Below are 20343 nucleotides of genomic sequence, written 5' to 3' on the forward strand. Positions count from 1 at the left end.
ACACCCCTATCCCAATGTGTGACATATTAATGGTATTATACCAAACTAACGGTACCAACCACCATTAATTCGTTGTACTGTTCCAGTGACACTTTTGGCTAATGGAGATATTAAATAGCGACATGTATTGGCGATTTCTTCTGGTTCGATGAGCCGTTGTTGAGGAATGGTTTCAAGAACTGCCTCCAAATCACTTGCCTCAAGTTCTTCTGTCATACGTCCTGAGACAATGCCAGGCGCAATCGCATTCACAGTCACACGTGTTAATGCTAGTTCTTCACTCATTGCTTTAACAAAACCAATTTGTGCTGCTTTCATTGTTGAATAAATCGTCTCGTAGCTCGCCCCGGTTTCTCCCCATATAGAAGAAATGACAATAAGACGTCCTTGTTCACTTTGAATCAATTGGTGAAGAAAATATTGCGTCATCTTAATTAGATGGTAAACGTGTACACGATACATATTATCAAGTTGTATATCGGTCGTATCTTGAAGTAAACCGTACAGACTTTGACCGCTCACATAAATCAGAACATCAATATTTTTAACCTCACCAAACAGCACATCCAATTCTATCGATTGCGTTAAATCTACTTTAATAAACTGGACCGGTTGATGCATAAATTTTTCTTGTAATGTGTCTAAAGGCGTTTGGTGATAGGTCACAACAACTTCATATCCTTGTTCTAACAAATCAGCCACAATCGCTTGCCCGATAGATCCAGATCCACCAACAACGAGTGCTTTCATTACGATTTCATCTCCAAACGACTGTCTACAATTTGCTCTAAATTGAAGCGTTTTAAAACCGTTTGATTCATTGAGTCTAAAGAAATCTCCTCGATAATGTCTAATAGTTCAAATAAACTTACACCATCAAAATAGTATTTAGTATACTGATTGGCAATATATTCAGGGGCGTTCAAACTAGACACATACTCACCAATAAACTGTTTTTTAAGCAAATCAAATGCGTGACAATCTTGTATTTTCCCTAGATTATTTTGTAGTTCTTCAAGTAACAACTGTTTTAATTGATCGGGCTCTGTTGTTGCAGATGTAATCAGTGAAAAACTGTAGGTAGGTTCAATCACTGTTTGATAACTAAAAGTATCGTCAATAAAGGCTCCATCTAAAAGTTTTTGGTAGAAATCTGTTTCTTCTCCAAATATAAGTTCAAAAAAGAATGACATTTCAATATCTTCTTTCACGCGTTGTGTGTCTGAAGCGGCATATAAGTTATTTTTAAAACCAAGCATTAAGCGTGGTGATTGAATAGGCATTTCTTCAACAATTTTATGTTGCACGACATGCGTAGGTTCCTCTAAAGGATCTCGTTCAATTTGAGGTTGTGCTTTAATATGTCGTGCGGCCTCATGTTGTTGTATGACTTCCATGATATGTTTTGGCTCTACATCTCCAACGATGAATAAAACCATATTTGAAGGGTGGTAAAAGGTATTGTAACAAAGATACAAGTCATCTTTTGTAATGTCATAAATACTGTCTACACTGCCTGCAATATCTACGCGCACTGGATGTTGATGGTACATCGCACGTAACGTATTGAACATTAGTTTGTATCCGGGCTGTTCTTGATACATTTTGATTTCTTCAGCTATAATCCCTTTTTCTTTTTCGACTGTTTCTTCAGTAAAGTATGGTGTTTCTACCATGTTTAGAAGTCGAATGATATTTTCTTCTAAATGATTTGTTGCACTGAATAGATAACTTGTGCGATCAAATGTTGTAAATGCATTCACTTGTGCATCATGTTCTGCAAAATCAGTAAATAAATCGCCCTCTTCTTTTTCAAACAATTTATGTTCTAAAAAGTGAGCCACCCCATCGGGTACAGTTACAAATGTCTCAGTTTCATGAGGTTTAAAACGAAAATCAAGTGAACCAAAAGCTGTCGTATAAGTGACGAAAGTTTTTTGAAAGCCTTTTTTAGGGATGATAAAAACATTCAACCCATTATCTAGGACTTCTGTATAAACGGTTTCGTCAATTTGTTCATAATAAGTCTTATGCATGAGATTCACCTTCCTTCGTCATGACATAAATCGTATCAAGTTGTGCACGTTGACAGAGTTGTTGTACCTCTTCTGACGTCACACTTTTAATTTTCTCTTCAAATGAACGCTCATTTTCATCTTTTGAAACTAAAAGTTGGTTATGCATGACTTCAATTATGTGTTTTTGACGGTCTTTTGCTTCTTTACGATGAGACAAGATAATTTTTTTCGCGAGTTCTAGTTTATCTTTACTAAATTCTCCATTTTTAAAACGATTAAATGCCTCAATAATTGTTGTTTGCGCTAATTTTACATCCTTTAATGAAACACCACTCATCACAAAAAGGAAACCGTTTTTTCCATCGATTTGTGAGTGAATTGAATACGCAAGACTTTTTTGTTCACGTACTTCATTAAACAATACGGATGAAGGATCCCCACCAAACATCGTGTTGAATACGACAAACGCATAGTAATCAGGTTGACCCAATGCGGTCGGGAAGCGGAAGCCTAAATTCAATTTGGCTTGATCTACTTCGTCGAATTCAACTTTCTCTTTGACTGCCTTTAAAGGTGCAATATCTTGAGCGATAGAGTGGAAGTCTATTTTATTTGTATTGAAATGGAAGGTATTCGCAAGTCTTTTCTTAGTATGTTCCACGTCTACGTTCCCCACCACATAAACATGACAAAAATCTTCGTTTAAGAGTTGACGATATGTATGATAAATGTCTTCGGGCGTGACTGCATCCACATATTCAAGTTCACCTGCGGCCATGTATCGATAAGGATGATCTCCAAACATATGCTTTAATAAATTTAAATAAGCTAGTTGAGATTTGTTATCTTCAATTGCAGCTAATTTTTTCTTTAATAAAGTTTTTTCTTGTTTTAAAAAGCCTGCATTAAAGCCACTATTTTCTACCAACGGCGCGTATAAGACCTCTTTCAATAGGTCAATTCCTTCTTCAAGTAAAGGTGTCGCATCTTTAAGATAACGTTCATTAACGATTTCTAATGTCAATGTCAACACGTGACGGTCTTTGAATTTTGAAACGTAACTGTTTATGTAGGCCCCATAAAGAGAAGAAAGATGCTGATTAAATGCTTTATCCGTAGGCCATTTTTCAGTAGCGCGAATCAGTAACTTACTTAAAAGTGAGCGCTTTGTCATCGTTTCAATATTGAGTGGTGCCATAAATTTAAAAGTAATCATTGTCGTTTTAAATTTATCTGTTTTATGAATATGTATAGCGTCTAAAGATGATGGTTGTGTCTCGTTCAAATAATCTCCTCCTTTGAATCATGTAATATATTATAGACGTTTTCGTATCGTACGAAACTTAACTAAACTACTTTTAAAGTAATTTAATGAATATAAAATAGGTGTGCCATCTTTTGTATAGTGCACTTGTTTTAATAACATAATGCCATCTTGCGGGTCAGATTCTAATGCATCAGAAATGTATGGTTCATAGCTAATGGCTTGTATTTCAGTTTCGGCGTATGAGATTTCTTTTTCAGTCACTTGTTCAATCGCTTTTAAAATGGACTTGGGTTGATCATGTTGCCCAAAATAGTCGAGGACATTCGTAGCTACTTTGTCGAGACAATACACTACAGGATGATTATCAGCTGTGCGAATCCGTTCGATTACAGTGATTTTTTCATTGGGTTCAATATTCATTACTTGGCTATCATGGAGTGAAGCGGGCTCTTCATCGAGACTTAAGAAAACTGTCCCATGTTCATATCCTTTTTCTGAAATCATACGAGTGATGCTCATTAATTCGTCTAACGGATAGAAGAAAGGTTGCGGTATATTGACCCGCGCCCCTTCCTCAAAGTTTTCCGTTACGATTTGTTCGGTAATTAACTCATGAATCGCCACTGTCACATGCTCTGTATCAACGTCGCATGTACGTGCTAAATTTAAAACACTTGGTAATGACTCTCCCGGTTTCAATGCTTCTGAGTCAATTTGTTGTAAAATCCATGATTTAACTTTATTTACTTCTGGCGTCACAGACATATTTACACCTCTCCATCATTTAAATCCACTAAAATTTGTCTCGGTTTACTACCTTTTTGCGGCCCAATCACTTGATTTCTTTCTAAATCATCCATGATACGAGATGCACGATTATAGCCTATTCTAAATTGGCGTTGTAAAAGCGATGTACTCGCTTTTTGTTGTTCAATCACAAACAAATAAGCCTCATGGTATAAAGGATCATCGCTTTCCGCTTCACCTTGTTCAACCACTTCATCAGGTTCCATTTCTTTAACATAGTTTGCGGACTGTTGTGCGACAACATAATCTACAACTTTTTGTACTTCATTATCACTTAAAAAAGCCCCTTGCACACGTGTTCTCACAGAACCTCCATTTTGGATAAATAACATGTCTCCTTTACCCAATAATTTTTCTGCACCTCCACTATCGATGATTGTGCGTGAGTCCGTTTGAGAACTTACCGCAAAAGCGATACGTGACGGAATATTATTTTTAATGAGTCCCGTAATTACATCAACGGAAGGACGTTGCGTCGCAATAATTAAATGAATCCCAGCAGCACGTGCCATTTGCGTAATACGTGTTATCGCTGTTTCCACATCTTTACCTGCTACCATCATTAAATCTGCCAACTCATCAACAATTACAACAATATAAGGTAGTAATGGCTCTTTTTCGCCTAATTCTTCATTTTTTCGTGTAACTAGCGCATTAAAACCTTCAATATTGCGTGTGCCAGAATGTTGGAATAAATCGTAACGTCGCTCCATCTCACCGACCACTTTTTCTAATGCTTGAGAAGCTTTATGCGGGTTCGTAACAACTGGAGTTAATAAATGTGGAATACCATTGTACACATTTAATTCTACCATTTTTGGGTCAATCATCATAAGTTTTACTTCATGTGGTTTTGCATTGAGTAAAATACTTGTAATAATGCCGTTGATACAAACAGATTTACCACTCCCTGTTGAACCTGCCACAAGTAGATGTGGCATTTTATTCAATTCCGCGGTCATCGGTTCACCAGAAATATCTCTTCCCAAAGCAACTTCAAGCTTATTTTGTGTTGGGAATTTTTCTTGAAGGACCTCTTTTAAAGAAACGAGTGAAATTTTTTCGTTTGGCACTTCAATACCTACAGCGGACTTTCCAGGAATCGGCGCTTCAATACGAATATCTTTAGCCGCAAGTGCCAAGGCCAAATCACTATGTAAGTTGACAATTCTACTTACCTTTACCCCCTGTGCGGGTTGTACTTCATATTGTGTGACCGCTGGACCAATTTTTATTTGTGTGACTTTGGCATTCACGCCAAAGTTTTTAAGTGTCGTTTCTAATAGCTTTCCTTTTTGTTGAACTTCTGTTCTACTTGTCGTTTGTTGCTTTTTAGGTTCATCAAGTAAAGTGAGTGGAGGTAGTTCATAGGCTTGATTTTCTACTTCACCCGCTTCTGAAATTGAACCTTCATTCGTATGCGTTGAAGGAGGTTCTTCTGTTTTAGTTTGTCGTTGAGGGGGCGCCGGTTTAGAAGGTGTCACAGACGCTTCAGTAGACGCCGGTGCTTCATTTGATTCTTGTCTTGTATTTTCTTGATGATCCTCATGTCCAAAAATTGGAATCGTTGGCACATCAAAAGCACTTTCCGTTGTGTCTTCAGGGACTTCTTTAAAGTGTGATACATCTTTTGGTCTGTCTCTTAAGCGTTTTGCTTCTGTTCTTTGTTGACGCGCTTCACGACGTTTCAATTTAAAATCATGATATTTATCATATGATTTTGAAGCGCCTGATTTTGAAGTTTCAAACCATAATTTTGTCACGTCTCGATGACGTTTTTTTAATAACAAAATGATACTAGAAGCTAATAAAACAATCGTTAATAAAGTCACCCCGACAATCGAAATCAGTGGTGTCAATATGTGAACTAAGTAATAGCCAAATAGTCCTCCCCCAAAATTAGGGAAATGTGTTAGTTCGTATTGCTGATACACAAATGAAAGGACAGGCTCACGTTTAGCTCTCATCCCTCCAACGGATTGGTAATACAATTGTGCAACAAATAGTAACGCTATTTGAAGTAAAATTGACCCTGTAAGTCGACGAGATTTAGGCAACTTACCATTATAAGCTAAGAAACCTGTAGCTAAAAGTAATAGAATATATGTAAGATAACGCGTTAACCCAAATAAATAATTGAATATGCTATCAATTGCTATGCCTACAATACCAAGTTGAAAGAGGCCAAGCATGATCATAATGACAAAAACAATCGCTAATATAAAACGTACCGAATTATCTTTTTTATTCTTTTTCGTGGTACGTTTTTTGCGTGTCGCCGTTTGCGATTTTCGTTTTTTTGCTTGTGCCAATGAAAGTCACCTTCTTCTTTCTTAAATCTTTGTTCTATATGAATGGAGTCCTTGCTACTTTGTAATATGTATTATTGTATGAAATATCCATTAATGAATACGTAATAAAATCTACACTACTCTTTATTATACCGTAATCTTTATGTAAAAAAATGAATCCTCTCTTTAAAAATGACGGTCTTTTCAAAGAGAGGGATTCGATTGCATACATTTTTTCAGTTCTTTTTGTTTCTTATATTTCTGAGATGACTGGAATAATCATAGGTCTGCGACGTGTGCTTTCGTATAGTAGTTTACTAATTTGATCACGCATGTTTTGTTTAATTTCAGACCATTCGATATGTTTGGCTTGTAAGCCTTCTTCAACAATTTCTCGTACTTTTTCTTCTGCTTCTTTAAGGAGTGCTTCACTTTCTCGCACATAGACAAAACCACGAGATTGAATTTCTGGACCGGCAGCAATTGTTTTATTTTTAGGGTCTAATGTGACGACTGCAATGAAAATACCATCTTGTGCCAATAAATGTCTGTCTCGAAGAACGATATTCCCGACATCACCAACACCGATACCGTCAATTAAAATGTTACCTGCATGAACTTTTTCGTTTAAAGTCATATCATTGCCATCGAAATTAATAACGTCGCCAGCTTCAACTAAAAAGATTTTCTCTGGTTGTACCCCTGATTCACTTGCCAACTTAGCATGGGCAATTTGCATTTTGAATTCCCCTTGAATAGGAATAAAATACTCAGGTTTCATCATATTCAGCATCATTTTTAATTCTTCCATACAGCCATGACTTGAGGCATGAATTTTTTTATTGTTCGGAATAATTTCTGCACCTGCACGTACTAATTCATTTAAAGTATCACCAATAATGACTTCCATATTGGCAGAAGCTGTAATCGCTAAAAAGACAGAATCACCCGGTTCAATATTCATAATTTTATGTTTTTGACGGGCCATTTGATTGAGCGCTTCGACAGGTTCACCTTGCATTCCTGTTGCAATAATGATGACTTCATTTTTTGGATAATTTTCAATTTCATTTATTGGAATAAGTAAATCTTTAGGAATATTAAAGTATCCCATTTTACGCGCTATGTTAAACGAACTTTCGAGTGAACGTCCTAAAAATGATACTTTGCGATTCAATCGTGATGCAATATTTAACACTTGTTGAATACGAATAAAATTAGATGCAAAACATGAAACAATCAAACGTCCTTTCACTTTCGTAAAAGCGTCATACATGTGTGATTCAATAACATTTTCTGGTGTATTGTACCCTGGCTTTTCTGCTTCATTTGAGTCACTAAGTAACGCAAACACACCATTTTGACCAATTTCAGCCATTTTTTGAATGTCTGGCGCATATTGCCCATGTAAACTTTGATCAAATTTAAATTCACCTGTGTAGACAATGGCACCATAAGACGTATGAATACATACACCTAAACTATCTGGAATACTGTGAGTTGTATTAAAAAATGTGACATTTACACCTTTAAAACGCATAATAGATTCATTATTCACTACATAATATCTAATTTTCTTATCGATTTGGCGCGCTTTCATATTTTCTTTAACAAGTCCGATTGTTAATTTTGATCCATACACCGGTGCATCCACTTGTTCAAGCACATAAGTCACTGCTCCAATTGCATGTTCATGGCCGTGCGTTAAGAAAATTCCTTTTAGTTTATGTTTATTTTCAATCACATATTGAATATCTGGAATAACAATATCGATACCTAACATTTCATCTTCTGGAAACATTAATCCTGCATCAAGCATAAACATTTCATCGTCAACTTCAACTATATACATATTTTTCGCAATTTCACCGACGCCACCTAGGGGGATGATGCGAATATTTTTATTTTTCTTCTTTACTAAATTCAAAATGTTACCTCCTAATAAATATAACCCGTCCATTGTACATTCATCTTTTATTATAGTTGATAACCTATCTTCTGTACACTATTAAAACATTTCATGCTATTCACAAATTAAACTGCTAATTGATAAAATCTCTAGCATTCATTTATAAATCATTAATAAATCTCAAGTGTCCGTTAGAAACTCAACCTTACTTGCACAGTATTATTTTTAAAGTTACATTAAAATAGCCATCAAAACTTATCTAAGGGTAAATTTTGATGGCTTTCAAACTCTAGGGTGAGGACTTTCCTCGCACCTAAACGCTTTATTATTTTATTTTTATATATTTAATGTTATCATCTTTATCTTTTGGTATTTCAAATTCATCTGTGGACTCGAACATCACTGAACCTTGAGGTGCTAGTGTTTGAAGAAGTTGTCGGACTGGTTTAGGGTTAATACTGTTAAAGCCAGCTTCTCCTTTGAATCCATCTAATCCTGTCGCCTCTTTTTTCTCTAAGGCTACTCTAAAATGACTCATAAATTCACCTAAAGTCATGTTAGGATCGACATGTTTTTGTATGGCCTTTTCTAATGCTTCGCTTGTATCTGCAGGATCTTGCAAGATTTCTTTAAATATGGCATCTCCATTATCACTTTGAGCACTTAAATATTGAGAGAAAAGGTATGACAACGCATAATTAGAAAGAACATCTCCACGATGATTCCATTTGATTAAAGAATGTCCATTGGCAATCGAATTCGAATGATTGTAATAATCAATTCGGTGTTCTAGCGGTTTACCTAAATACAAATGCTCACTTGCCATCGCAAATGCCTCATCTAACCAAACATCCATGCCGTCTTCTTTCTTCTCTTTTAATAATTTTTGGTTCGCATTCACCATATGTTGGTATTCATGAGCTAATGTTGAATACACTTTCTTTTCATTCAAACGCGTTCGATCTGTTCCCATGGATGGATAAGTATCCATATAGAACACTTCAGCACGGTTTGAATTAGGAACATCATAAAGGTCTCTTGGATGGAAATAGCCTCCTGTATATGATCCTGTAACATCAAAATCATCTTTAATATCGTACACTAAAATATTGACTTTCCCATCTTTATCGACATCTGAAGGTTCACCAAACTTTTCTTTTACAAGCGGGTCAATCTTCTGATCAAATTCTCGTCCAATATTTTTGGCTTGTTGGTCTGAAATGTAATCATCAGCTACCCATACATTTGTAGCTGTCCCATTATATTTTAGCGTCGCTTTTGTTCGTTCATTTGCGTTCGTTTGCATGTTTACTGTCGTAAAGACACGTGTATCTTCTAATTTAGAATTGGAAAGCGCATTTTCAGATTTTCTTGTTCTATCTGTGATAGGTGTTTTTTCTTTAGGCGCTTTAAAGACTTTATCTTCTTGATATGATTGTAAATTTTTCGCTTTTATCGTATCAATCGTGTTATTTTTCAAACGATTCTCTTTAAAATTTCCAATGAAAGACTCATTTGCTTCTTTATTCGTCTCTTCATTATTTATAATATATGTATTTGCTTCCGCTAAGGGACTCAAAGAAAATACTGCTACCATTGAACTTGCGACAAGCGACGTTACCATTTTTTTCTTTTTGAACATTGAATCTTCCTCCTTAAAGTTTAATTAATTTTAACTTAGCATTTATATAACTACAAATCAATATTAATTTTATCTAATAAATTGCATATACTTTATTAGAATAACTTTAGTTCTACTACTTAATGAGCGAGCCTCATATAGCCCTTTATCTTTACCATTTTCATATAGTAAAAATTTTAGAAATTATTTTTCATTTTCCAAATTATGAAAAATAAAAAAGCAGTGAAACGACATTAAAATATCGTTTCACTGCTTTTGTTTTGAATTACCTATAATATTATGCTTTAGAATTTAATAATACTTTGTGAGACGCATTGACACGACCTTGTTTGTCAATTTCTGTCACTTTTACTTTTAACGTATCCCCAATTTTTAAGACATCTTCAACCTTATTGATACGTTCGTTCGCAATTTGTGAAATGTGAACGAGTGCATCTTTACCTGGGAACAATTCAACGAAGGCGCCAAATTTTTCAATACGTTTGACTTTACCCTCATATATTTGACCCACTTCAGCTTCACGAACAATACTTTCAATCCAAGCACGCGCTTGATTAATCATCTCTTGTTCTGTAGATCCGATATATACCGTACCATCTTGCTCAATGTCTAATTTTACACCCGTAGCATCAATGATTTCATTGATTTGCTTACCACCTGGTCCAATGACATCTCTGATTTTTTCTGGTTTAATCATTAAAATTTCTACTTTAGGTGCGTAAGCACTTAATTCAGCACGTGGCTGATCGATGGTTTGTAACATATGTTCTAAAATTGCTAAACGCCCTTGTCGCGCTTGTTCAAGTGCTTCTTCAATCACTTCTTTCGTTAATCCATCGATTTTGATATCCATTTGAATGGCTGTAATACCTTCTTTAGTTCCTGCAACTTTAAAGTCCATGTCACCTAGGGCATCTTCCATCCCTTGAATATCTGTCAAAATCGTATAACTTTCATCTCGTGTTACAAGTCCCATTGCGATACCTGCAACTGGGGCTTTTATCGGTACACCTGCATCCATTAATGCCAATGTAGATCCACAAATTGATGCTTGAGAAGATGAGCCATTCGATTCAAGAACTTCACTTACAATACGTACAGTATAAGGGAACGTTTTCTCGTCAGGAATAATGTATCTCAAAGCACGTTCGCCGAGCGCTCCATGCCCAATTTCACGACGCCCTGGTGCACGTACAGGACCAGTTTCCCCTACTGAGAAGTTCGGGAAGTTGTAATGGTGCATAAAACGTTTGTGTTCTTCTTCACCTAAACCATCAATAATTTGATATTCGGAAATTGAACCTAAAGTCAATACTGACAATGCTTGAGTTTGGCCTCGAGTAAATAAACCAGAACCGTGCGCACGTGGCAGTAACCCAACTTCAGACGATAGTGGACGAATTTCATCTGGTTTACGGCCATCTGGTCTCACTTTTTCATCGGCGATAAGGCGTCGAACTTCCTCTTTAATTAAGGCATTGATAATGCTGTTTACTTCTTTAAGTAATGCTTCGTTTTCTGGATCTTCTTCATTTATATATTCAGCAAGAATCGTTTCTTTAACCGCATCTAAATTCGCTTCACGGGCTTGTTTCTCCATCGTTTGAATTGCATCGTTCAGCTTATAATCTTCAGCTTTGGCTTTAACTGAATCAATTAAAGTTTCATTTTTTTCAGCAGGAACAAATTCGTGTTTTTCTGGTTGAATATGCGCAATAATCTCTTCTTGGAAAGCACAGAGACGTTGGATTTCTTGATGACCGAATAAAATAGCATCTAACATTTCCGCTTCTGTAATTTCACTGGCACCCGCTTCTACCATGTTAATTGCATCTTTATGTCCCGCCACTTCTAGATCTAAACGAGATTGCGCTTTTTGTTCTAAATTTGGATTGATCACATATTCCCCATCAACATAACCCACGTTGACACCCGCAATAGGCCCTTGGAATGGAATATCTGAAACACTCAATGCCATAGAAGAACCAATCATTGCTGCCATTTCAGGAGAACAATTAGGGTCTGCACTCAATACCATGTTCATGATTTGTACATCATGGCGATAGCCATCAGGAAATAGCGGTCGAATTGGGCGGTCGATAAGACGCGCAGTTAATGTAGCTTCATCCGCTGGACGTCCTTCACGCTTTTTAAATCCTCCTGGAATTTTACCTGCTGCATACATTTTTTCTTCATAATTGACCGTTAAAGGGAAAAAATCACCATCACGTGGTTCTTTCGATGCTGTCGCTGTTGACAATACAACAGTATCTCCGTAACGGACTAAGACGGCGCCATTTGCTTGTTTTGCAAGTTGCCCTGTTTCTATTGTTAACGGTTGGTTCGCCCATTCCGTTTTAAATACCATTTTTTCTTGAGACATGTATAATCTCCTCTCCTACTTCGATTACATTTCATCAATATTTCATTACTTATTATAGCTTACATATAAAACGCGACACAAACGCTTTCTAGATAAAAAGCGTCATATAGTAAAAAAAGAAAGAAACCAAAGCCTGGCCTCTTTCTTTCAATGTGATGTTACATTAACGACGGATACCTAATGATTTGATAAGTTCACGGTAACGCTGAATGTCTTTTTCACGTAAATAGTTTAATAAATGGCGACGACGACCTACCATTTTTAATAAACCACGACGAGAGTGGTGGTCTTTTTTATGTGTACGTAAGTGATCGTTTAATGCAGTAATTTCTGCAGTTAATACCGCGATTTGAACTTCTGGTGAACCCGTATCAGTTTCGTGTGTACGGTATTCTTTGATTAATTCGTTTTTACGTTCTTGTGAAATTGCCATGTGTCAATTTCCTCCTTTTATTTGTTTTAAGATGCCTTAATCTGAGTGAGGCGTCGGAGTTTCGACCTACCAAGACTAAGGTCAAGCGTCTTACTTTCAGACCTTATATATTATATGATACATCATCACCAAAATCAACAGCAAGTAAATATTTCGCGCGTTCTTTATCTTGATTCATTTGAGCAACGAGTGGATCAATCCCATCAAATTTCAACTCTGGACGTAAATAATGATGCCATACGAGTACCACACGTTCCCCATAAATATTTTCGTTGAAATCAAAGATGTTCACTTCGATAACGACTTGTGGAAGATCATCGTGAAATGTAGGTTTGACGCCTACATTACAAACGCCTCTGTATACCCTGTCGCTTGACCCGATACGTAAACTTACGGCATATACCCCTTTCGCAGGTAATAAATAATCATCACTTGGTTGAATGTTGGCGGTTGGAAAACCAATCGTACGACCTCTTTTTTCACCTTGAACTACAGTACCTTTAATTTGGTAACGATAGCCGAGTTGGTCGTTTGCCTTTTGCAAATCACCTGTTTTCAGCGCCTTACGTATGGCAGTTGTAGAAATCTTTTCATTGTTTAAATCTTGCTTTCCAACAGTGATACATTCAAACTGGTCTTGATATTCTTGTAGCATTGCCATGTTGCCTTTACCATATTTACCAAATGTAAAGTCAAATCCAGCCACAATCACGTGGGCTTGGTTTTTCAACAGATATTCTTGTATAAAATCATCAGAACTTACATCCGCAAATCGAGACGAAAAATTAACGACTAAACAATAATCAATATCATATTGGCGGAGTAATTCGATTTTGTCATCTAAAGGCGTTAAATAAGTCGTTCTTTTTTGTTTAGGATTGAGTACAACAGAGGGATGGGGGTCAAATGTCATCACTGCTTTTTTTAATCCACGTGATGAAGCCACTTCGTCAAGTTTATGAATTAACGCTTGATGACCTCGATGTAATCCATCAAAAAATCCTAATGCGATAGCAATCTCGTCTTGAATATATTGCTCAGGTTGAATGGGGTGTGTAATTTCTATAACTTCCATAATCCTATGCTCCTTTAGTTAAACACCTTTTTCGGTTTAATTTCAGTGCGATGTGTAGGATGTGCTTCGTAAATAGCTATAACTGCATCAGTCGCTGCATCCACAAAAACAAGTTGATTTTGTGTGGTCATATTAAATTGTTGTCGCGACAATTTTTGACCATTTGAAATACGTTGCTTTAATTGTTTGTCCTCTATGTAAACCATTGGCAAAGCTTTTAATCCATATATCATAGGTAAAATAAAATCAGACAATGTATGGTTTTGATGCTTTTCTGCAATCCTTTCCAGTGATAATGCTTGGTCTATATGAAAGCCACCACTTTCCAAACGCGTCAATCGCGACATATGTGCTGGCAAGTTCAGCTGTTTTCCAATATCAGTTGCTAATGTCCGAATATAAGTGCCTTTCCCACATGATACTTCTATACTAAATGTAGCACATTCTTTATCAAAATCCACTTGATTTAATCTTTCTATGTGCGTAATCTTGACTTGTCTCGCCGGGCGTTCTACTGTTTCTCCACGTCTAGCATATTCATAAAGTTTCTTACCGTTGACTTTGACAGAAGAGTACATCGGAGGAATTTGTGTGATGATGCCTTGAAAGGAAGCTAAAACTTGATCAATTTGAGTATTGGTCACATCTCCTTCTTCGATAATTGTCTGTTCCAATACTTCCCCCGTTTGATCTTCAGTCGTTGTGGCTATCCCTAAGGTAATTTCTGCTTGATACGTTTTACCCATGTCCATCACATAATCGCTCACCTTAGTCGCTTGACCGATACAAATAGGCAATACCCCATCAACTTCAGGGTCTAATGTTCCTGTATGTCCTATCTTTTTCGTTTTTAAAATTTTACGTAATTTGAATACAACATCATGACTCGTCATGCCACGTGGCTTATATACTGGTAAAATACCGTGGTACATTGTTTCACCCCTTTACATAAAAAAGGACACGGCCCACTTTTGGTCGCGTGACGTATCCTTCTCTAATAACTTTAATCTTTTTTGTGTAAATCTTGAATCAATTGTTCAATACGATTTCCGTACTCAATAGATTCGTCGTATTCAAACTGTAACTCTGGTACGACACGTAAGCGCATACGTTGGCCGACCTCAGTTTTAATAAAGCCTTTTGCTTTTTCAAGCCCTTTAAACGTGTCTTCACGTTCTTTATCACTACCAAGTACTGTACAGTAAACCTTTGCTAATGATAAATCATTTGTCGGTTGCACATCAGTTATCGTTAAAAATCCGATACGTGGGTCTTTCAACTTATTGTTGATAATATCCATTAATTCTTTTTTCATTTGTTCACCGACGCGTTGTGCTCTCATATTCATAGTTTGTCACCTCTTTATATTTAAATTCATAGCTTTGACTTCAAAATAACATTATAAATGACAGTTGAAATGTCCGTCAATGAGCAATCCGCTCTGACTCAATCATTAAAAGCAAGAACATTGAAAAAATGATGATCAATATCTTGAAATACGCAGCCTAGAAACCCATCACGTTGATGTTTCGGTTGGACAAGTGACCCCCAGCTTCAGTGACACGAACAATTAAATCATCTAAATCTTTTTCGCTTGTGACGGAAAGTGATATTAATACATCTTGACCGGTCACTTCTTGTTGTAAATAACTATGAAAAGTGGGATGCTCAACGAACATAATAGGAGAGGACGCACCTGCTTGTATCCCAAACATATGGCCCACTTGTTCAGGTCTTTGCATAATTTCAAAACCTATAGCTTTATAAAATGCTATACTTTTCTTTAAATCTTTGACAGCTAAATTAAACCACATATTTGTCACTAACATCATTGCACCTCTCAGTTAAAATTGAAAGTCAATTTCGTCATATTTCTTTTCTCATATTCAGTTTATACTGTAATATTTATCACCATTATACCCTATCTTACTCTACTTAAGTCCATGAATTACAACGTAAAATAAAGGAACGGACAATCCTTCTGCCCGTCCCCTTTTTCAGAACTAAAACATATCGATTTTAATTTTATCGTTCTACTTCAACCATGATGTACGCTTCAATAATATCGCCTTCTTTAATATCATTGAACTTTTCAATTGTAATCCCACATTCATAACCTTGTGCAACTTCTTTTGCATCATCTTTGAAACGTTTAAGTGTGTCGAGTTCACCTTCAAATAAGACAACACCATCGCGAATAATACGCACACTAGAATCACGTGTAATCTTACCTTCAGTCACGTAGCTACCTGCGATTGTTCCAACTTTAGATACTTTAAATGTTTGGCGCACTTCAGCTTGACCGATGACTTTTTCTTCGTATTCAGGATCAAGCATCCCTTTCATCGCCGCTTCAATTTCTTCGATAACGTTATAAATTACACGATGTAAACGCATATCGACATTTTCAGCTTCAGCCGCACGCTTTGCACCTGCATCTGGTCGAACGTTGAATCCAATGATAATACCGTTTGACGCATTGGCAAGTGTCACGTCGGATTCATTGATTGCCCCTGTTGCAGTATGAATGATACGTACATTGACACCTTCAACATCAATTTTCATTAAAGAGGCTGCAAGTGCTTCAACTGAACCTTGAACGTCCCCTTTAATAATGACATTTAAGTCTTTCATTTCACCTTGTTTCATTTGTTCAAACAAGTTATCTAATGTCACATTTTTACTTTCTTGACGTTGTTGGATAATACTTTCTTGTTCACGTGCTTCACCAATACGGCGTGCTTTCTTTTCATCTTTGAATACAACGAAACGATCGCCAGCTTGAGGAACATCATTTAAACCTGTAATTTCGACAGGTGTTGAAGGTCCAGCAGTTTTAATACGTTTACCTAAATCATTGACCATTGCACGTACTTTACCATGCGTGTTACCCACTACAATCGCGTCACCCACATGTAATGTACCATTTTGTACAAGAAGGGAAGCGGCAGGTCCACGAGATTTATCTAATTCTGCTTCAATTACAGTCCCTACTGCAGCTTTATCTGCATTCGCTTTTAATTCTTGGACTTCTGCTACAAGACCAATCATCTCAAGTAAATCATCGATACCTTCGCCACTTAAGGCAGATAATGGAACGAAGATTGTATCGCCACCCCAGTCTTCTGGGATTAAGTTGTATTCTGTTAATTCTTGCATCACACGGTCGGCATTCGCTGTAGGTTTATCAATTTTGTTAACCGCAACAATAATAGGTACTTCTGCTTCTTTCGCATGATTGATTGCCTCAATTGTTTGTGGCATCACACCATCATCTGCAGCTACAACTAAAATTGTAATATCTGTCACTTGGGCACCACGTGCACGCATTGTCGTAAACGCTGCGTGTCCTGGAGTATCTAAAAACGTGATTTTCTTGTCATTATTTTCAATTTGGTAAGCCCCAATATGTTGTGTAATCCCGCCAGCTTCACCTTCTGTCACGCGAGTATTACGAATGGAATCTAATAAAGTTGTTTTCCCATGGTCAACGTGTCCCATGATAGTTACAACAGCTGGACGCTCAGATGCATCTTCATCATTTTCAATGTCATCAAAGTAAATGGATAGGTCATTATCATCAATAACAACTTCTTCTTCTAATTCAACACCATAATCTGATGCTACGAGTTCTAATGCTTCAATATCTAGGGATTGGTTGATATTGGCCATAATACCTAATAAAAATAGCTTTTTAATAATTTCAGATGAATCTACACCTAATTTTTCCGCGAGCTCACCAACAGTAATCCCTTCTGTATAAGTGATTTTTGATGGCATTTCTTTTGACTCTGCAGGTTGTTGTGCTTGTTTTTGTTTATTGTTACGGTTTTGCTTGTTATTTTTATGATTACGTTTGTTATTCTTGTTGTTTTTAGCATTACCGTTATTCTTTTGCTGTGGTTGTTTAGAATTGTTATTTTTTTTATTATTTTGCTTAGGTTGATCTTTCTTTTGTTGGTGTGTTGAGGCATTATTATTTTTCTTAGCGTCTTTTTGTTCAGATGATGTGTTTGACTTTTTGAACGCTTGATCTAATGTTTTAATTTGATCGTCTTCTAATGTTTGCATGTGGTTAGATACTTCGACGCCTGACTTCTTTAATTCATCAATGACATCTTTACTTTTAATATTTAATGATTTGGCATATTCATAGATTCTTTGTTTACTCATTGAACCACTCCTTACTTTATTCATCGATCATAGAGATTAATTTCTTCGCGAAACCTTGATCGGTGATGCCGATATTTACTCGGACTTCTTTCCCTACTGCGTCTCCTAATTCGAAGCGATTGCTTACAATACGATAAGGGATTTGATAACTCTTACACTTATTTGTCAGTGTTTTTTTAGTGTTGTCTGATGCGTCATTAGCAATGAGCACTAGAGAAAGGCGTTTCTTTTTAATTTCATTAAGGATGACACTTTCTCCACTTTTCACTTTGCCTGCACGCATTGCGAGCCCTAGAAAATTTAAAAATGCGCTATCGGTCATTTTGTTGGAATCTCTTCTCTATAAATTAATCGAATAATTTCTTTATAAACGGGATCTAAATCTTCTTTTGAGGCTTTAAAAAATTGTTCTAGTTTTTCTGCAGATTGGGCTTTTTCAACTAGGGCAACATCTTTGGAAACATAAGCACCACGACCCGGCTTTTTACCTGTCGCATCTGCTGAAATTTCACCTTCTTTATTTTGAACGACACGAATCATTTCTTTCTTAGGCTTCATTTCATTAGATAAGATACATTTGCGCATAGGAATTTTTCTTTTTTTCATTAAAAATCCCTCCTATTTGTCTTCGTGTTCTGAGTCAGATGTTACTTCTGATGATGAATCATTTTTAATCTCTTCTTCATCTAATGCGTCAACTTCGGATGATTCTGTTGATGGTTCTTCTTTAGTCATAAATTTATCTTCAAGTTGTAAATCTTTAGCATCAGATTCAGATTTAATATCGATTTTCCAACCTGTAAGTTTAGCTGCTAATCGTGCATTTTGACCACGTTTACCAATCGCTAATGAAAGTTGATAATCCGGAACTATTACTGTTGTTGATTGATTTTCTTCGTCTACGATCACATCAACTACTTGTGAAGGACTTAACGCATTACTTACGAAAACTTTAGGGTCCTCACTCCATTGAACGATATCAATTTTTTCGCCACCTAATTCTTCAACAACCGCTTCAACACGTGCGCCTTTTGCACCTACACATGCTCCAACCGCATCGATATCTGGATTATCTGAATGCACACTGATTTTTGAACGATCTCCTGCTTCACGCGCCACAGATTTTACTTCGACTGTGCCTTCGTAAATTTCAGGGACTTCTTGTTCGAATAAACGTTTAAGTAAGCCTGGATGACTACGTGAAACATAAATTTGTGGTCCTTTAGTCGTTTGTTCGACTTTGTTCACATAAACTTTGATACGTTCATTAGGGACGTATGTTTCATTTGGACTACGTTCAGCTTCTGAAAGTACCGCTTCAGTACGTCCTAAATTTACGTAAACATAGCGGTGGTCGACACGGTCAATGACACCTGTCATGATATCTTCTTCTTTGTCGATAAACTCTTCGTAAAGAATTTCACGTTCTGCATCACGCAAGCGTTGCATCACAGCTTGTTTTGCAGCTTGAGCACCTACGCGGCCAAAGTCTTTAGGTGTCACATCTTCTTCATAAATATCGCCAATTTCGTAGGCAGGGTTTTTAACGAGTGCTGTAGAAAGGTCAACTTCTTCTCTGTCATCAAAAACCTCTTCAACGACTTCTTTACGAGAAATGACACGGAATGTCCCGCTGTCTAAATTTAATTCAACACGTACATTGCGTGCACTGTCGTAATTTTTTTTATATGCCGTAATTAAAGCGGCTTCAATTGCGTCCACAAGTACCTCTCTAGGAATCTTTTTTTCCTTTTCAAGGTATTCAGTCGCTAATAATAATTCATTACTTTTCACTAATACTTCCTCCTAACATTTATAGCATGACCGCATGTCTTGCTTTTGCGATTTTCTCACGCGGAATGTTGACTTGACTTGTTTTTGCTTTGATTTTAACTTCCATAGTAATTTCTGTATCCGTCACTGTCTTTAAAATGCCTAACCATTCTTTTTCACCTTCAACAGGCGCATACAACGAAACAAAGATAGGTTGTTCTATCGCATTATGAAAGTCTTTTTCTTTTTTTATTGGTCGTTCTGCACCAGGAGAAGCAACATCAAGGTAATAGGCTTCTGAAATTGGATCATGTTCATCCATTACTTCGCTAATTTTTTCTGATGCAATTGTGCAGTCATTTAAATCGACACCGCCTGGCTTATCAATTGAAATGCGCAAATAATGGTCACGACCTTCTTTTGCAAATTCAATATCAACTAAGTCATAATTTAATGCTTCAAGGACAGGTTGGATTAGTGTTTCAACTTGCTCTGTAACTTTACTCATACGAGCCCCCTTATCAGCGGTACACAAAGAGAAAAGAGCGGGTGATACCCACTCTTTCTCCTTG

The 20343-nt window shown here is 36.6% G+C and carries 17 protein-coding genes and 1 pseudogene; all 18 read right to left on the minus strand.

The genetic code is table 11. From position 1 onward, the window contains the following. Positions 1-45: 45 nt before the first annotated feature. A complete protein-coding gene (gene ymfI, locus PYW36_RS07165; protein ID WP_103158690.1) occupies positions 46-750 on the minus strand; it encodes an elongation factor P 5-aminopentanone reductase in 705 nt (234 codons plus the stop codon). Further along, the gene (gene yfmH, locus PYW36_RS07170; RefSeq protein WP_037573387.1) at positions 750-2036 is read right to left on the minus strand and encodes an EF-P 5-aminopentanol modification-associated protein YfmH; all 1287 of its coding nucleotides are present in this window, start codon (positions 2034-2036) and stop codon (positions 750-752) included. The genes ymfI and yfmH overlap by 1 nt, the downstream gene beginning before the upstream one ends. Next, a complete protein-coding gene (gene yfmF / locus PYW36_RS07175; protein ID WP_229717274.1) occupies positions 2029-3303 on the minus strand; it encodes an EF-P 5-aminopentanol modification-associated protein YfmF in 1275 nt (424 codons plus the stop codon). Before yfmF ends, yfmH begins: the two co-directional genes overlap by 8 nt. 30 nt (positions 3304-3333) lie before the next feature. Next, positions 3334-4050 carry a GntR family transcriptional regulator gene (locus PYW36_RS07180; protein WP_037573385.1) on the minus strand — a complete coding sequence of 239 codons (717 nt, stop codon included), beginning with the start codon at positions 4048-4050 and terminating at the stop codon, positions 3334-3336. 2 nt (positions 4051-4052) lie between these two features. Continuing rightward, positions 4053-6404: a DNA translocase FtsK gene (locus PYW36_RS07185; protein ID WP_103158689.1), complete on the minus strand. Its 2352-nt coding sequence runs from the start codon at positions 6402-6404 to the stop codon at positions 4053-4055. A gap of 232 nt (positions 6405-6636) precedes the next feature. Further along, positions 6637-8310, minus strand: coding sequence for a ribonuclease J2 (gene rnjB / locus PYW36_RS07190; protein ID WP_037573383.1), 1674 nt, complete (start codon positions 8308-8310; stop codon positions 6637-6639). Between the two features lie 307 nt (positions 8311-8617). After that, positions 8618-9934 (minus strand): M30 family zinc metallopeptidase, encoded by a 1317-nt coding sequence (locus tag PYW36_RS07195; protein ID WP_103158688.1) that lies wholly within the window; start codon positions 9932-9934, stop codon positions 8618-8620. A gap of 277 nt (positions 9935-10211) precedes the next feature. Next, the gene (pnp, locus tag PYW36_RS07200; protein WP_103159293.1) at positions 10212-12317 is read right to left on the minus strand and encodes a polyribonucleotide nucleotidyltransferase; all 2106 of its coding nucleotides are present in this window, start codon (positions 12315-12317) and stop codon (positions 10212-10214) included. 163 nt (positions 12318-12480) lie between these two features. Beyond that, positions 12481-12750 carry a 30S ribosomal protein S15 gene (gene rpsO, locus PYW36_RS07205; protein WP_037573379.1) on the minus strand — a complete coding sequence of 90 codons (270 nt, stop codon included), beginning with the start codon at positions 12748-12750 and terminating at the stop codon, positions 12481-12483. 103 nt (positions 12751-12853) lie between these two features. After that, a complete protein-coding gene (locus PYW36_RS07210) occupies positions 12854-13825 on the minus strand; it encodes a bifunctional riboflavin kinase/FAD synthetase (protein ID WP_103159292.1) in 972 nt (323 codons plus the stop codon). A gap of 14 nt (positions 13826-13839) precedes the next feature. Then, positions 13840-14757: a tRNA pseudouridine(55) synthase TruB gene (gene truB / locus PYW36_RS07215; RefSeq protein ID WP_037573374.1), complete on the minus strand. Its 918-nt coding sequence runs from the start codon at positions 14755-14757 to the stop codon at positions 13840-13842. A 71-nt stretch (positions 14758-14828) separates the two neighbouring features. Continuing rightward, positions 14829-15173: a 30S ribosome-binding factor RbfA gene (gene rbfA / locus PYW36_RS07220; protein WP_037573372.1), complete on the minus strand. Its 345-nt coding sequence runs from the start codon at positions 15171-15173 to the stop codon at positions 14829-14831. 157 nt (positions 15174-15330) lie between these two features. Then, positions 15331-15654: a VOC family protein gene (locus tag PYW36_RS07225; protein ID WP_229717273.1), complete on the minus strand. Its 324-nt coding sequence runs from the start codon at positions 15652-15654 to the stop codon at positions 15331-15333. 196 nt (positions 15655-15850) lie between these two features. Then, complete coding sequence (gene infB / locus PYW36_RS07230) at positions 15851-17998, minus strand: translation initiation factor IF-2 (RefSeq protein WP_103159291.1); 2148 nt, start codon at positions 17996-17998, stop codon at positions 15851-15853. A gap of 16 nt (positions 17999-18014) precedes the next feature. Next, positions 18015-18320: a YlxQ family RNA-binding protein gene (locus PYW36_RS07235; RefSeq protein ID WP_037573366.1), complete on the minus strand. Its 306-nt coding sequence runs from the start codon at positions 18318-18320 to the stop codon at positions 18015-18017. Beyond that, positions 18317-18604, minus strand: a complete 288-nt coding sequence (rnpM, locus tag PYW36_RS07240; protein ID WP_037573364.1) for an RNase P modulator RnpM — start codon at positions 18602-18604, stop codon at positions 18317-18319. The genes PYW36_RS07235 and rnpM overlap by 4 nt, the downstream gene beginning before the upstream one ends. Positions 18605-18759: 155 nt before the next feature. Continuing rightward, a pseudogene (gene nusA, locus PYW36_RS07245) lies at positions 18760-19792 on the minus strand (transcription termination factor NusA); the annotation flags it as partial. 19 nt (positions 19793-19811) lie between these two features. Next, positions 19812-20279, minus strand: a complete 468-nt coding sequence (rimP, locus tag PYW36_RS07250; RefSeq protein WP_103159289.1) for a ribosome maturation factor RimP — start codon at positions 20277-20279, stop codon at positions 19812-19814. Positions 20280-20343: the final 64 nt, after the last annotated feature.

Origin of the sequence: Staphylococcus chromogenes (assembly GCF_029024625.1) — a bacterium.
GTDB lineage: Bacteria > Bacillota > Bacilli > Staphylococcales > Staphylococcaceae > Staphylococcus > Staphylococcus chromogenes.